Here is a 14,318-nt window from a genome sequence, read left to right on the forward strand (position 1 = left end):
GTCAGTCTAAGCCAGCCAGCAGCGATAGAGCAAGCCTGTGACGGCATGCTCCACGGTGCGCACGGACTCGGTGAAGGTGCGGGTGTAGCGGTCGCTCGCGGGAATTTCGACGATCTTCCACCCCACGATCGCGTGCTGTGAGTTTTGGGCCTGGATCGCGCATTCGATGTCGGTGCCGGCGGCGACGGAGACCTCGAACGTGACCTCGACGGTCGATTCATCGACAATGCTGTGGGCGATGTCCCGCGTTTCGATGGACGCGCTGGTGCCGTCGAAGGTAACCCAAATCACCCATGCTCCGAAGACCGCCGTGATGGCAATGGCCGCGACCCACGCGAAGAGCCGCTGCCGCTGTTGGCGCTGAGGGGTGCGGCCGTAGCGCAGGTCAAGATCGGTGATGCTCCCGCTCACGTGTCTGCGCCCCGCACTGTCTCCCCTTACTCTTGAGTCAAGACTATTCGCATCGAAGGAGCCCCGTGAACAGGCGACTCTTGGCCGTGCACGCACACCCCGACGACGAGTCGAGCAAGGGCGCTGCGACGGCGGCGTACTACCTCGCGCAGGGCGACGAGGTTATGGTCGTGAGCTGCACCGGCGGCGAACGCGGGGATGTGCTCTATGAGGGTCTCCATCCGCGAGCGATGGCCGATCGTGACATGGCGGGGTTTCGTCGCTACGAGATGGCGCAGGCACGCGAGGTGCTTGGCGTCGAGCATCGATGGCTCGGGTATGCCGACTCTGGCCTTCCCGCTGAGGGCGAACTGCTGCCGGCAAATTCGTTCGCGACGATCCCTGTCGAGCACTCCGGTGCGCCCCTCGTCAAGATCATGCGCGAGTTCCGTCCGCACGTTGTTGTCACCTACGACGAGAACGGTGGCTACCCGCATCCGGACCACATCAAGACCCACGATGTGACGATGTTCGCGCTTGAGGCCGCCGCCGATGCCGACCGTTACCCTGAGGCGGGCCAACCCTGGCAGGTGCAAAAGGTCTACTACGATCGCGGGTTCAACTCGACAAAGGTTGAGGCGCTCGCCGATGCGGTGCGTTCAGCCGATCCTGAGTCTCATCAACTCGAAGAGATTGAGCGGATGCTCGGCTGGATCGGCCAGAGGCCAGATACCGCGACCACCCACGTGCGCTGTGGCGACTTTTTCGCTGTGCGCGATGCTGCGCTCAGGGCCCATGCGAGCCAGGTGCCACCCGACAGCGCTTTCTTCTTTTGGCCGCTCGAGCTGCAGCAGAAAGCGTGGCCATATGAGGACTACGAACTCGTCACATCGAGGGTGCCAGTGACGATTCCCGAAGACGATCTGTTCGCCGGAATCGTGCTCGACGACACGACGACCACTACCGCAGCATGACAATCACCATCAATACAGAGGAGGCGAGCGCGTGAACGCCCTCGTTGTTGGCTTCATCACGCTCATTTCGGAGGTTTCGACCTTCGTCCGGCTCGATGGTGAGGAGGAGTTCGACCCCAACACGGTCACCCCCGGCGTCATCGGGTTTGCGATCACCTTTCTCATCGCGGTGGCGACGGTGCTCATCGTCATCGACATGAATCGGCGTGTGCGTCGCACGCGCTACCGCACCGAGATCCGCGAGAAGCTGCAGGCCGAGCAGGCCGAGCAGGATGGGCCGGTCGACACCGAACGCTGAAGCGGAACGGTTAGAGGGTCGGAGGATTCGTCGCGACGAGGTAGATCCCGGTCCAGTGGCACAAGAACGCGATGAGCGTCAGTGTGTGAAAAATCTCGTGGAACCCGAAGTGGCCCGGCACGGGATTCGGCCGTTTCATGCCGTAGACGACGGCGCCAACCGTGTAGCAGAGCCCGCCGATGATGATGAGAATCATCATGGCCGCGTCAGCCCTAAAGAAGTCGACGATGAACATGACGGCGGCCCATCCGAGGAGCACGTAGAGCGGCACGTAGAGCCAGCGCGGGGCCCCGATCCAGAATACGCGGAAGCCGATGCCGAGAAGCGCGCCGCCCCAGACGAGTGAGAGCAGAAGCCACGCCTTCTCCGCCGGCAGTGCGAGCACCGTGATGGGGGTATATGAACCCGCGATGAGCAAGAAGATGTTCGCGTGGTCGAGGCGTTTGAGCAGCCGACGGGCTGAGTCGCTCCAGTTCAGGCGGTGATAGAGCGCGGAAACGCCAAACAGCAGCATCGATGAAGCGACGAAGACCGCCGAAGAGACCTTCGCTGCCGTGCCGTCGGCAGACACGATGAGCACGATGCCGAGCACAATTGCGAGAGGAAAGGTCACCGCGTGGATCCAGCCGCGCCAGGTCGGCTTCGATTCTGTTTCGGCGCGGTGGCGGTCGCGCTCGTCGTCGAGAAGGGGGATGTTGGGCAGTTCAGCGGCCGGCTCGTCCTCCACCGAGTGTGTGCCGGGTTCTCGGCTCTCCGGTGTCATCATGATCGAATTCTAAAGGCGCGGGCCCTTCAGCTGCGTATCGGCAAGGCCTCGGCGGTGTGGGCTAGCGTAGACCCGTGCAAAAACGGGAAGTACCTCTCGGCCGCGGCATCCTTTACGAGCTTTACCAAAACCGCATCCGACGCTGGCTCGGTCATCAGGAGCTGCCGAAGCATGTGGCGATGATTCTTGACGGCAATCGGCGTTGGGCGAAGCAACGGTCGCTCGACGCCGTCGCCCACGGTCATCGCGCCGGTGCCGCGAAGTTTCGCGAGTTTCTCGTCTGGTGTGATGACCTCGGCATCAAGCACGCGACGCTCTATCTGCTCTCAACCGACAACCTGGTTGGTCGCGAAGAACCGGAACTCCATGGTCTGTTCGAGATCATCGCGGATCTCGCCGAAGACCTCTCGCACTACCGCGATTGGCGGGTGCAGCATGTTGGATCAGTTGACGGCTTGCCAGAACCGCTCGTGCACGCGCTCAGGGCGGCCGAGACGCGAACGGCCGAGAACAAGGGGCTGCACATCAACCTCGCGGTGGGCTACGGCGGCCGACGCGAGATTGCGGATGCTATGCGCAGCATCGTGAAAGACCACGGCGACAAGGGCGGCACGCTCGATGCCCTCGCCGAGATTCTCACCCCCGAGCTCATCGGGGATCATCTCTACACGGGCGGTCAGCCAGACCCCGACCTCGTTATCCGCACCTCTGGCGAGCAGCGGCTCAGCGACTTCATGCTGTGGCAGAGCGCCCACAGCGAGTTCTATTTTGTCGAAGCACTCGGCCCAGACCTTCGCGAAGTCGACTTTCTCCGTGCCCTCCGCGACTACGCCAGGCGCCACCGTCGTTTCGGCTCCTGAGCCCGCCTCCTCTCGACACCCGGGGTTTACTTCGTCGTAACGTGGCGTCAGCGTGTCGCTCCGCGTGTGCGCCGACGACAGTCGTAGCGTTCAACTCATCAGGTATGGCGCCTGATCGAAACGGCCACGCAAGTTCGTTTCGAGCTTCGCCCGTACTGCGGGCATCGGCCGTTTCGTTTGATTACACCGAGTGCAAAGCACTCGGGAAATGGAGCGCACGTGGCCCAGCCAACGCAGTCGAATCCGAATCAGGCGCCGACGGTATCGCCGTCGACCGCAACCCATCAGGCCGAGCGCACCTATGTGCTCGACACTTCGGTGTTGCTTTCGGATCCCAAGGCCGTCCTCCGCTTTGCGGAGCACGCGGTCGTCCTGCCGGTCGTCGTCATCTCGGAGCTCGAGGCAAAACGCCACGACCCTGAGATCGGATACTTCGCGCGCCAGGCGTTGCGAAACCTCGACGAGCTCCGCATCAAACACGAGCGCCTCGACTTCCCCATCGCCGTTGGCAACGGCGGCTCGCTTCGGGTGGAGCTGAACCACTCGAGCATGGATGCACTCCCCTCGGGGCTCAAGCTTGGCGACAACGACTCTCGCATCCTCGCGGTTGCCATGAACCTCGCGGCCGAAGGCCTTGATGTCACGGTCGTCTCAAAGGATCTCCCGCTTCGGGTGAAGGCGGCATCCGTTGGTCTCGCCGCCGAGGAGTACCGCGCTGAGCAGGCTGTCGACTCCGGATGGACGGGCGCGGCCGAGATCGACCTCAGCTCCGAACAGATGGCGCAGCTCTATGACGAGGAGCGTCTCTCGACCCGCGCCGCCGGGGACCTCGAAATCAACACGGGCGTCGTCATTCACTCCGATCGTGGGTCGGCCCTCGGGCGCGTGACCTCGCGCGGTGAGGTTCGCCTCGTGCGTGGTGACCGCGACGTCTTTGGGCTTCACGGGCGATCGGCGGAGCAGCGTCTCGCGATCGACATGCTCCTCGACCCCGAGATTGGCATCGTGTCGCTCGGCGGCCGCGCCGGCACCGGCAAGTCGGCTCTCGCACTGTGCGCCGGACTTGAAGCGGTGCTCGAAAAGCAGCAGCATCGCAAGATCATGGTGTTCCGTCCGCTCTACGCGGTGGGTGGGCAGGAGCTGGGGTTCTTGCCCGGCGACGCTGCCGAGAAGATGAACCCATGGGCCCAGGCCGTGTTCGACACGCTCGGCTCGGTGGTCTCGCAGAACGTGCTCGACGAGGTGATCGATCGCGGGCTGCTCGAAGTGCTGCCGCTGACGCACATTCGCGGGCGTTCCCTCCACGACGCCTTCGTGATTGTGGATGAGGCCCAGTCGCTCGAACGCAATGTGCTGCTCACGGTGCTCAGCCGCATCGGGCAGAACTCGCGGGTAGTGCTCACGCACGATGTCGCACAGCGCGACAACCTCCGGGTTGGCCGCCACGACGGCGTCGCATCGGTCATCGAGACGCTCAAGGGGCACTCGCTCTTCGGGCACATCACGCTTACCCGCTCAGAGCGCAGCGCGATCGCCGCCCTCGTGACCGAGATGCTGGAATCGAACGAACTCGCCTGACGTTCGGCGTAATCGGGGGTGGTCGTGCCCGCGGCCACCCCGCTACACCGTAGAGTCGTGATGTGAGTTTTTTGGTCTTCGCGGCGGCGCTGCTTGCAGTGTTCTTCGTCTGGGGGCTCTTCTGGCCGCGCTCGCAGTGGCACGTCTTGGCGGCATGGTCACGGCGGAATCCGGATGCGAGTGAGCCAGGTTCGACCGCCTACGCGTTCCACCGCATCCTGTCGGGGCTCGGGGTCGCCACGTTTGTTACCGTTGGCACGGTCGTTGGCGTGAACTATCTCAACTCGTTGCCGACAGCGGAGCCGCCGCAGACGGCGCTGCAGCAAATGTGGGGTGCCGCACCCGCTCCCGTCGTGGTCGATCGCATTGTGCAGTCTGCTGGCGTGGCGGATCCCAGCCTCGTCGCGGAGTCGCTCATCGGCTATCAGGTGGTTGACAATGTGAAGCACACGCCGCGGTATCTCGTGTACCTCGACGTCTATGACCCCCCGGGTTCAGACGAGCAGGTGATTGGCACGCGACCCAGTTCGGGGTTTGCCGCACTTGACAGTGCTGAGCTGGTCGTGAACGTGCGGGTCAAGCAGCAGTGTGCGCCGCTGCAGGCGGTGATTGTCGAATCGGAGACTGTTGTCCAGGTCGCGATCTATTCGGGCATCGGCTCACCCGTCGGCGGGGCGCCAGCCGATCACAGTTTCTGCGCGGGCAGTTCGACCGTCGGCCCCTCGCTGCTGATCCCCATCAACCTTTCATCGGCGCTCGGCGACCGCGAGGTGCAGTTGCTCGACGGCACCCCGCTGACCGAAGTTCCCGTGGTTTCGTCCGACTAGCGACTACGAGCAATGACCGGCCGCGAGTCGCGACCGGTCATTGTTTTTGCTCGCCGCGGCGAGGTCGTGCGGAGACTTAGGCGGTCGGCGGCACCGTCATGGCGAGCACGTCGAGCGCCGTGTCGAGCTGCTCTTCGGTGACTTCGCCGCGCTCGACGAAGCCGAGCTCGATAACAGCCTCACGCACCGTGATGCCCTTGGCGACCGAGTGCTTGGCGATCTTGGCGGCGCTCTCGTATCCGATGTACTTGTTTAGCGGGGTCACGATCGATGGCGACATGCCGGCGAGCGCGGAGGTGCGCTCGAGGTTTGCCTCGAGACCCCTGATGGTCTTGTCTGCGAGCACCCGTGATGAGTTCGACAGCAGCCGCACGGATTCGAGCAGCGCGGTGCCCATGACGGGGATTGCCACATTGAGCTCGAATGAGCCGGATGCTCCCGCCCACGCGACGGTCGCATCGTTGCCGATGACGCGTGCCGCGACCATGAGCACCGCTTCGGGCACGACGGGGTTGACCTTGCCCGGCATGATCGACGAGCCGGGCTGGAGGTCGGGAATGCGGAGCTCGCCAAGGCCCGTGTTGGGGCCTGACCCCATCCACCGCAGGTCGTTGTTGATCTTGGTGAGCGAGACGGCGATGGTGCGGAGGGCACCGGATGCTTCGACCAGGCCATCGCGGTTGGCCTGCGCCTCAAAGTGGTCTTTTGCCTCGACGATGGGAAGCCCGGTCTCGGCCGCGAGCAGCGCGATGACCTTCTGGGGGAACCCGGCGGGGGTGTTGATGCCGGTGCCGACAGCCGTGCCGCCGAGTGGGACCTCCGCGACGCGGGGGAGTGCCGACTCGACCCGCTCAATGCCGAGACGGATTTGCCGTGCATAGCCGCCAAACTCTTGGCCGAGGGTGACGGGCGTCGCATCCATGAGGTGCGTGCGGCCCGCTTTCACGGCGGTCTTCCAGAGCTCAGCCTTCTCCTCGAGGGAGACGGCGAGATAGTCGAGTGCCGGCACGAGATCTTCGATGAGCGCCTGCGTGACGGCGACGTGCACCGAGGTGGGAAAGACGTCGTTCGACGACTGGGAGGCATTGACGTGGTCGTTGGGGTGCACATCGGCGCCGAGGTGACGCGTCGCAAGCGTCGCGAGCACCTCGTTCATGTTCATGTTCGACGAGGTGCCTGAGCCGGTCTGGTACGTGTCGACCGGAAAGTGGGCGTCGTGCTGACCTGTGATGACCTCGTCGGCTGCCGCGACGATCGCGTCGGCGATCCCGCCGTCGAGCACGCCGAGTTCTTTGTTGGCGATCGCCGCCGACTTCTTGATGCGGGCGAGTGCCGCGATCTGAGCCGACTCGAGCCCCTTGCCCGAGATGGGAAAGTTCTCGACGGCGCGCTGCGTCTGCGCGCGATACAGGGCATCCGCTGGAACGCGGACCTCGCCCATGGTGTCGTGCTCGATGCGGAATTCGGGCTGAGTGGTCACGGCGCTGGTATCTCTTTTCTCTTCAACGGTGCTGGGGTAAATCGCGCGGGAACGCCGGGTGCCTTAGGCGGGCCCGACGATGACGTCGGGCACTGCTGTTCCCTCAAGGAGGCGGTAGTTCGCGCCGACGATAGCCAGCGTACCGGCGGCGACCGCATCGCTGATCAGTTCGGATGACTCGATCAGCTGTCGCACCGTGTCGCGCAGGTGTTCGCGGCCGACCTCGGTCGGGTCGGGTTGCTCGCCGGGGTCGAGGCTGCGTCGCACACGGAGCACGGCCGGGGTGATGCGCTCGATCAGGGCGTGGATGTGCGGCGGGAGCATCGGTGCCCTGGTGTCTTGCGAGTCGATCGCGGCACGAACCGCGCCGCACTCGTCGTGACCGAGCACAACGATGAGCGGCACGTGCAGCACGGCAACCGCGTATTCCAGCGTGCCGAGCACCGAGTCGGAGATGATCTGGCCGGCGTTGCGCACGACAAAGAGGTCACCGAGGCCCTTGTCGAAGATGATCTCGGCGGCGAGGCGCGAGTCGCTGCATCCGAACAGCGCGACGCTGGGGGTCTGTGCGCCGACGAGCTCGGTGCGGCGCTCAACGTCTTGCCGCGGGTGCCTCGGGGTACCGGCGACGAAGCGTTCGTTGCCGCGCACCATCTCTTGCCACGCCTCAGCGGGCGTCTTCGGCGTGCGCTCAGTTGTGGGCTGCTCAGTTGTGGGCTGCTCGGTCACAGGCTGCTCGGTCATGGCGCAGTCTCCTCGGCGTTGTCGGGTGAATCGGCGGTGTCGGGTGAATCAGCGGTGTCGGGGGAGGTTTCGGGTGCGCTCGCAACCGAGGAGCCGACGGCGGAGGCGAGTGTCTCGAATTCTTCGTCGCTCGCGGTGCCGAAGAGCACAAGGCTGCTCGCGTCGATCTCGGTGGTCATGGCGTAGGCAAAGTTGCCGATGTCGTCTGCCTCGCGCCGGTCGTACACATCCCAGGTGCGACCATCGATGCCGGTGGTGCCCGTTGCGAAGCCGTTGCGGAGGGTCGTCGCGAGCCACGTTGGGTTGGCCGAAATGCCCTGGGTGATGGCGGCGAAGTCGCCTTCGGGGGTGACGAAGCCGATGTACCACTCGACCACCCCGTCGGACCCGGACTGAATCCGAGCCGAATTGGCGACCCAGCCCTCCGGGAGCACCGGGCTCGCGATGGTCGCGTCATATTCGGGTTGCACCTGCGCGGCGATTGCCGCGTAGTCGATCGATTCGGTCGGCTCAGGCGATGGCCGAACGACGATCATGACGGTGAGGAGCACAATGCCGAGGGATGCCGCGAGGGCGATCGCGAGATTGATCGGGGTCTTGCTGTCGCGGTAGCGCTTCGACGATGCAGCCTTGCGGGCGGCCGTCTCCTCCGGGGTCTCCGGCCGCCCGAGTTCGGCGACGATCGGCTGGTCGCCTGGGATGCGGGCCACCGGCTACTCCGCAGCCGCGCGAGCCGCGTCGAGCCGCGCCTTCGCGCCGATAAGCCACTCTTCGCAGCGCTTCGCGAGTGCCTCGCCGCGCTCCCACAGGGCGAGCGAGCCTTCAAGGGTCGATGAGCCCTGCTCAAGCTCGGAGACGATGCGCACGAGCTCGTCGCGCGCCTCTTCGTAGCTGAGCTGGGAGACGTCGGGGGCGCTGTTCTCAGTCACGCCGCAATCCTATCGTTCGGCTGCATCCGGATCAGCGGCGGTCGTGGTCGCCGTGAGCGAACCAACGGCGAGAGTGAGGTGGAGGGAGGTTCCGTCGGGAGCGTCTGCTGCATCACGGAGCACCGCTCCACCCGGCAGCTGCGCGATGGCGTAGCCGCGTTCCAGCGTCGCCTGTGGCGAGAGCGCCCGGAGCTGGGAGCGGAGCTCGCCCACCGATGAGCGGGAGCGTTCAATGCGCAGCTCGAGCAGCTCGTGCGCTCGCCCCATCCAGCGGGAGAGCTCGTCGGCGCGCGAGCCGATAATCCAATCGGATGATGCGAGCACGGGCCGCGATCGGAACTGCTCAAGCCGATCGAACTCCGTCGTGATGAGCGACGTCAGGCGCATGCCCATGCGGGCCCTCGCCTGATGCACGCCCGTGAGCTCTTCGGCGACATCGGGCACGACCCGCTTCGCCGCATCCGTCGGTGTGGATGCCCGGAGGTCGGCGACCTCATCGAGCAGCGGTCGGTCGTTCTCGTGCCCGATAGCACTCACGATCGGGGTCGTCGCGGCCGCAGCGGCGCGAACCACCTGCTCATCGCTGAACACCAGGAGGTTCTGAAAGTCGCCACCACCGCGCGCCACGATGATGACGTCCACTTCGGGGTCGGCATCGAGCCGGCGAATGGCGGCGACGATCTCACCGACCGCCCGATCGCCCTGCACGGCGGCGTGGGCGACCCGGAACTCCACGGCGGGCCAGCGCAACTGGGCATTGCGCAGCACGTCTTTTTCGGCATCCGAATCTTTGCCAGTGACGAGCCCGATGGTGCCGGGCAAGAACGGCAGCTTCTGTTTGCGGGCAGCATCGAACAGGCCCTCGGCGCGGAGGGACTGCCGCAGCCGCTCGAGTCGCTCGAGCAGGTCGCCGAGCCCCACATGACGCATGTCGATGACCTGCATCGAAAGGGTGCCGCCCTTAACCCAGTAGGTGGGCCGGATGAGCGCGACGACACGGTCGCCCTGCTTGAGATCGGCGGGGATTTTTGCCCGCACCGACGACCAGACGGTGAAGCTCACCGTCGCGTCGACCTCGAGATCTTTGAGCTTGCCGTAGACATTGCCGCCCGAGTTGCCCCACTGCGTAATCTCGCCCTCGACCCAGACCGCGCCGAGGCGCTCAATCCAGCCCTTGATCTTGGTCGAGAGCAGACTCACCGGCCACGGGGCATCGACGGTGGGCGGCGCGTCGGCGATCGTCATGGGTTCAGGCTACGGGACACGACCGACCCCGCAGCATCTGTCACCGCCCCCTGTGAGGAGTGGGTGCGGGCTGCGTCCAGCGAGTGGGCAGGCACCCGCCCGTAGACTGGCCTGGTGAGCACGATCAGCAACGGCAGCCTGACGAGCCTCGCCGCGCCTGTCGTCCCAGAGCGCCGCGAGCGCCTGCGTGACGAGCCGGTCGCCGGCGCCAAGCGAGTCGTGCTTGCCGCACCCCGTGGCTACTGCGCTGGCGTCGACCGTGCGGTCGTCGCCGTCGAGAAGGCCCTCGAGCACTACGGAGCGCCCGTCTACGTGCGCAAGCAGATTGTGCACAACATTCACGTTGTCTCGACCCTCGAGCAGAAGGGGGCCGTCTTCGTCGATGAGGTCGATCAGGTCCCCGAAGGGTCGCACCTTGTGTTCAGCGCGCACGGCGTCTCGCCTGCCGTCGTCAAGGGCGCTGCCGACCGTGGGCTTCAAGCGATCGACGCGACCTGCCCCCTCGTGACAAAGGTGCACCGCGAGGCGACCCGGTTCTCCCGCGACGACTTCCACATCCTCCTCATCGGCCACGCCGGCCACGAAGAGATTGAGGGCACGATGGGTCACGCCCCCGAGCGCACGACGCTCGTCAACAGCCCGGCCGAGGTCGACACGATCGAGGTGCCGCAGACCGACAAGCTCGTGTGGCTTTCGCAGACCACCCTCAGCGTCGACGAGACGATGGAGACGGTGCGTCGGCTCCGTGAGCGCTTCCCGCACCTGCAAGACCCCCCGAGCGACGACATCTGCTACGCCACCCAGAACCGCCAGGTGGCGGTGCGCAAGGTGGCAGAAGATGCCGATCTCGTCATTGTCGTCGGCTCGGCCAATAGTTCGAACAGCGTTCGTCTCGTCGAGGTCGCGCTCGAATACGGCGCCAAGGCGTCATACCGCGTCGACTACGCGAGCGAGATCCGGCAGGAATGGCTTGACGGTGTCGAGACGGTGGGGGTGACATCCGGTGCATCTGTGCCGGAGGTCCTCGTGCAACAGGTGCTCAACGATCTTGCCGACGCCGGCTACCGCGATGTGCGCCAGGTCGTCACCGCCGAGGAGGATCTCATGTTCTCGCTCCCCAAGGAGCTCCGTCGCGACCCGAGTGGGCAGCAGGACGCCCGTGGGCTCGGCGGTCGCACCCGCAAGCTTGATTGGCAACTTCAGTGAGCGCCGAGATCGGCCGGCCGCGCCCCGCGTATGGCGAGTATGCGACGCCCGAGCAGGTGGCGCGTGCGCGCGGCATGAGCCTCGAGGAGTATGAGCGTCACCTCGCAGCGATCACCTCGCCACCCCGCGAAGTTCCGGCGACCCACGAGGGCGAATCGGATGCTCGCGCCACCGCCAACACGACGGCCGCGCCTGCCGCGCCAACGGTTCGCAGCGCCGGGTCGTCTCGCAACCGCTTCGCTACCGTCGCGCTCCTCGCGTTCGGGCTTTCGAGTGTGCTGATCAGCATCCCGATGCTCCTGCAACTTGGTGACGGCATGCAGTCGGCGTTCGCCACCCGCGGCATGGAGCCATACACCTCATTCGCGCTCGCCCGCACGCTCGGCCTCGTGGCGATCATTGTGCAGGTGCTCCTGTGGGTTGTGGCGCTCGCCGCGTCGGTGACGGCAATGCAGAAGGGCAAGACCTCGTGGTGGATCCCACTCGTCGCGGGTGTCGTTGCCGTGATTGTTGTGAGTGTGCTTGCCATCGCGGCCATCGTCGCCGACCCGGCGTTCACCGCCTATGTCGCTTCGGTTTCTGCCGGGGGCTGATGCACGCGGGCCTGGCTCACCCCTCAATTAGGGATGTTGTCGGCTGATCCGAGAGCGCCTAACCTCTGGCTATGTCATTCCGAGCCCCGCCGCGCACCATCGCGGTCGGGTTTCGAGTGCAGGCAACGGTGAGGGCGGGATGGGTGCTTGCCGCGCTCGTCTTGATCGCGCACGCCATTGTGACAATTGAGTTCTTTGTGCGGTCCGACGACCCGGACGCCATGATCCTTCCGTTGATCGCGCTTGCCAGCATGGGGGTGATGCTCGCCGTGCTCGCGATTTCGCCCAGTTGGATGACCGCGTTCGCGTACCTCGGCGTCGGTGCCGTCGCGATTGCGGCCATCATCATCATGCTTTCGGAGCGCGAAGGAATACAAAACCTGGTGTTTGTCGGCACCGCGGGCAGCGCGCTCTGTTTCGTCGGAGCCGTGACCGGCGGGGCGCTCGGTGGCGCGGCCTGGTCGCTCGTCGGTGTCGCAACGACCCACATCGCGCTGTTCTCTACGCAGTTCTCGCTCGGCGTGCCGCTGCAGTTCGACCAGCACGCCCTCGTGATGGCATTTCTCTCGGCGAGCGCCTATTACCTGTTGTGGCGCAGTGATCGTAGGCAGCTGCGCCTCGCGAACGCGGCACCGATCCAGGCGAGGGTGCGCAGGGAGGAGTATGAACGCCAACGGGAGCGCCGAGCGGCCGTTGTGGTGCATGAAACCGTGCTGCGTGATCTCGCCCTCATTGCTCATCACCCGCTGCAACTCGATGACTTTGACCGCGTGCGCCTTCGCCGCGACCTCGACGAGATCTTGGCGTGGCGATCGCCGGCGCGGGAGCAGCCGCTCACTGAGCTTCCGCGTGACGACTTCTACGACATCATCCGAGAGTTCCAGTGGCGAGGTCTCTCGATCGATGTCGGTGGCAACAGTTGCGCCTTCGAGCTTCTCGAGCCCGATGACCGGCAGGCCCTGCTGGGCGCGATGCGGGCGTCACTCGACAATGTGCTCGAGCACTCCGGCGAGACGACCGCCGAGGTCTTCATAGACCAGGGCCCCGATCGGCTGACCGTCATGATTGTGGATGAAGGTCATGGCTTCGCCATGGACCGTGTCGCGAGTGACCGGCTGGGGCTGAGGATGGCGATCATCCGCCGGATCGAAGACCACGGCGGTTCGGTGACCGTCTGGGCGTCGCCAGGAGCAGGGACCTCGGTGGTCATGTCACTGCCGCTCGATGTGCGTGAAGGGATCTACGCGTGAGCACGCCGAGCGCGTATACGCTGTCGCCGCAGCGGGCCGACCCGCTGACCTGGATCGTGGCGTTTGACCTCCCCCTGTTCTCGGCGATTGCCGGGGGCGTGGGTGGCCTTGCGATCGCCGCATTCACGTCAGTGGTCGGTGTCAGACCCCTCGGTGTGATCGCGGCAACGCTCGCGTCTGTCATCGCGTGTTTCATCATTCTGCGCGATGTGAAGCCCCACCGACCAAACTTCAGGGCCGTGCAGTGCATCCTCCCGGTCACGCTGGGCTTTGCGGGTGTGGTGCTGTCGGCGCTGGCACATCGCGGCAGCGGTGTCGCGATCAACGAATGGACGGGCCCGCTTCACCTGTGCGTGGTCATCCTCGCGCTCGTGCCCTACTGCTCTGCGCTCACCTTGGTCGGGATCGGGCTCGTCACCTCGACGCTCACCGCGGCCGTTGCCGTGTGGACGTTTCCTAATCCGACGGTTGGCCCGGTCAGCCTCATCATTGCGGGGGCGACCATCCCCCTCCACATCAGCATCGTTGGCGCCGTGTTTTCGGCGATGGTCGTGGGGGCGGTCCTCCGTTGGCGGGCGCTGCCCTACGACGGCGAGGAGAGCGTCGACCGGCCAGCCGTGTTTGCGAGCCGTCTCCGTGCGCACGGCACGCCCGTGGTGATTGATGACGATGTGATTGCCCTCCTCGAGAAAGTCGCCGACGGCGGCAGGGTTACGGCGAAGGAGCGTATGGATGCCGCCGCCCTCGCCTCGGGAATCCGCGCCGATCTCGTCTCGGCGATCGACCGCAGCTGGCTCGACAGCATCGGCCACAGCGAGCGCCTCATCGTCGAAGATCCGGATGCTGTGGCGAACGATATGACGCGAGAGCAGCGTGCCGCCATCCACGCCCTCATCTCGGCAACCCTCGAATCGCCGCTGCTCGCCAACGAGGCGCTCCGCATCGAACTCCGCTCGCTCGACGACGGCACGACCGCAGTTGCGCTCAGCATGAACATCACGCTGCCGGAGGGCAAGCGGGTCATGATGCTTGCGCCGTACTTCGTGTCGCTTAAGGCGTCGGCGCATGACCTCCAGTGGGCTGGGGGCGAGCAGCTGCGGATGCGCTTCAAGCTCGCACCGCCGTCGGACAACCGGGGGCGCTAGGTCTCGAGCGCCCCCGGCATCCGGAGATTCAGT

Annotated in this window: 16 protein-coding genes; 9 read left to right on the plus strand and 7 right to left on the minus strand. The window is 65.4% G+C overall.

Annotated elements, in window-relative coordinates; genetic code table 11:
• Window positions 1-6: 6 nt before the first annotated feature.
• Window positions 7-411: a DUF4307 domain-containing protein gene (locus tag ACY48M_RS06785; RefSeq protein WP_462819513.1), complete on the minus strand. Its 405-nt coding sequence runs from the start codon at window positions 409-411 to the stop codon at window positions 7-9.
• A 65-nt stretch (window positions 412-476) separates the two neighbouring features.
• On the opposite strand from ACY48M_RS06785, the gene mca reads away from it, so the two are divergent.
• A complete protein-coding gene (gene mca, locus ACY48M_RS06790) occupies window positions 477-1,364 on the plus strand; it encodes a mycothiol conjugate amidase Mca (RefSeq protein ID WP_462819514.1) in 888 nt (295 codons plus the stop codon).
• A 31-nt stretch (window positions 1,365-1,395) separates the two neighbouring features.
• Window positions 1,396-1,662 carry a hypothetical protein gene (locus ACY48M_RS06795; RefSeq protein WP_462819515.1) on the plus strand — a complete coding sequence of 89 codons (267 nt, stop codon included), beginning with the start codon at window positions 1,396-1,398 and terminating at the stop codon, window positions 1,660-1,662.
• A 10-nt stretch (window positions 1,663-1,672) separates the two neighbouring features.
• On the opposite strand, the gene trhA is transcribed toward ACY48M_RS06795, so the two are convergent.
• Window positions 1,673-2,425 carry a PAQR family membrane homeostasis protein TrhA gene (gene trhA, locus ACY48M_RS06800; RefSeq protein ID WP_462819883.1) on the minus strand — a complete coding sequence of 251 codons (753 nt, stop codon included), beginning with the start codon at window positions 2,423-2,425 and terminating at the stop codon, window positions 1,673-1,675.
• 77 nt (window positions 2,426-2,502) lie between these two features.
• Here trhA and ACY48M_RS06805 point away from each other — a divergent pair, with 77 nt between their 5' ends.
• The 3 genes from ACY48M_RS06805 (at window position 2,503) to ACY48M_RS06815 (ending at window position 5,693) form a co-directional block, all read left to right on the plus strand.
• Complete coding sequence (locus ACY48M_RS06805; RefSeq protein WP_462819516.1) at window positions 2,503-3,288, plus strand: isoprenyl transferase; 786 nt, start codon at window positions 2,503-2,505, stop codon at window positions 3,286-3,288.
• 303 nt (window positions 3,289-3,591) lie between these two features.
• Window positions 3,592-4,866 carry a PhoH family protein gene (locus ACY48M_RS06810; RefSeq protein WP_462819884.1) on the plus strand — a complete coding sequence of 425 codons (1,275 nt, stop codon included), beginning with the start codon at window positions 3,592-3,594 and terminating at the stop codon, window positions 4,864-4,866.
• Between the two features lie 62 nt (window positions 4,867-4,928).
• Window positions 4,929-5,693, plus strand: coding sequence for a DUF6199 family natural product biosynthesis protein (locus ACY48M_RS06815; RefSeq protein ID WP_462819517.1), 765 nt, complete (start codon window positions 4,929-4,931; stop codon window positions 5,691-5,693).
• 76 nt (window positions 5,694-5,769) lie between these two features.
• Here the strand turns inward: ACY48M_RS06815 and ACY48M_RS06820 are convergent, their stop codons facing one another.
• The 5 genes from ACY48M_RS06820 to xseA form a co-directional block, all read right to left on the minus strand.
• Window positions 5,770-7,173 (minus strand): class II fumarate hydratase, encoded by a 1,404-nt coding sequence (locus ACY48M_RS06820; protein WP_462819518.1) that lies wholly within the window; start codon window positions 7,171-7,173, stop codon window positions 5,770-5,772.
• A 63-nt stretch (window positions 7,174-7,236) separates the two neighbouring features.
• On the minus strand, window positions 7,237-7,917 hold the full coding sequence (locus ACY48M_RS06825) for a carbonic anhydrase (RefSeq protein ID WP_462819519.1): 681 nt from the start codon (window positions 7,915-7,917) through the stop codon (window positions 7,237-7,239).
• On the minus strand, window positions 7,914-8,627 hold the full coding sequence (locus ACY48M_RS06830; RefSeq protein WP_462819520.1) for a DUF4245 domain-containing protein: 714 nt from the start codon (window positions 8,625-8,627) through the stop codon (window positions 7,914-7,916). The genes ACY48M_RS06825 and ACY48M_RS06830 overlap by 4 nt, the downstream gene beginning before the upstream one ends.
• A gap of 3 nt (window positions 8,628-8,630) precedes the next feature.
• The gene (locus tag ACY48M_RS06835; RefSeq protein ID WP_462819521.1) at window positions 8,631-8,846 is read right to left on the minus strand and encodes an exodeoxyribonuclease VII small subunit; all 216 of its coding nucleotides are present in this window, start codon (window positions 8,844-8,846) and stop codon (window positions 8,631-8,633) included.
• Window positions 8,847-8,855: 9 nt separating this feature from the next.
• On the minus strand, window positions 8,856-10,091 hold the full coding sequence (xseA, locus tag ACY48M_RS06840) for an exodeoxyribonuclease VII large subunit (protein ID WP_462819522.1): 1,236 nt from the start codon (window positions 10,089-10,091) through the stop codon (window positions 8,856-8,858).
• A gap of 114 nt (window positions 10,092-10,205) precedes the next feature.
• On the opposite strand from xseA, the gene ACY48M_RS06845 reads away from it, so the two are divergent.
• From ACY48M_RS06845 to ACY48M_RS06860, 4 genes are all read left to right on the plus strand, one after another.
• A complete protein-coding gene (locus ACY48M_RS06845) occupies window positions 10,206-11,297 on the plus strand; it encodes a 4-hydroxy-3-methylbut-2-enyl diphosphate reductase (protein WP_462819523.1) in 1,092 nt (363 codons plus the stop codon).
• Entirely contained in the window at window positions 11,294-11,890 is a 597-nt protein-coding gene (locus tag ACY48M_RS06850; protein ID WP_462819524.1) for a DUF6264 family protein, read from the plus strand. Before ACY48M_RS06845 ends, ACY48M_RS06850 begins: the two co-directional genes overlap by 4 nt.
• A 71-nt stretch (window positions 11,891-11,961) precedes the next feature.
• Window positions 11,962-13,140 (plus strand): sensor histidine kinase, encoded by a 1,179-nt coding sequence (locus ACY48M_RS06855; RefSeq protein ID WP_462819525.1) that lies wholly within the window; start codon window positions 11,962-11,964, stop codon window positions 13,138-13,140.
• A complete protein-coding gene (locus tag ACY48M_RS06860) occupies window positions 13,137-14,285 on the plus strand; it encodes a hypothetical protein (RefSeq protein WP_462819526.1) in 1,149 nt (382 codons plus the stop codon). Before ACY48M_RS06855 ends, ACY48M_RS06860 begins: the two co-directional genes overlap by 4 nt.
• Window positions 14,286-14,318 lie beyond the last annotated feature (33 nt).

The sequence above is a fragment of the Homoserinimonas flava genome (assembly GCF_054969005.1).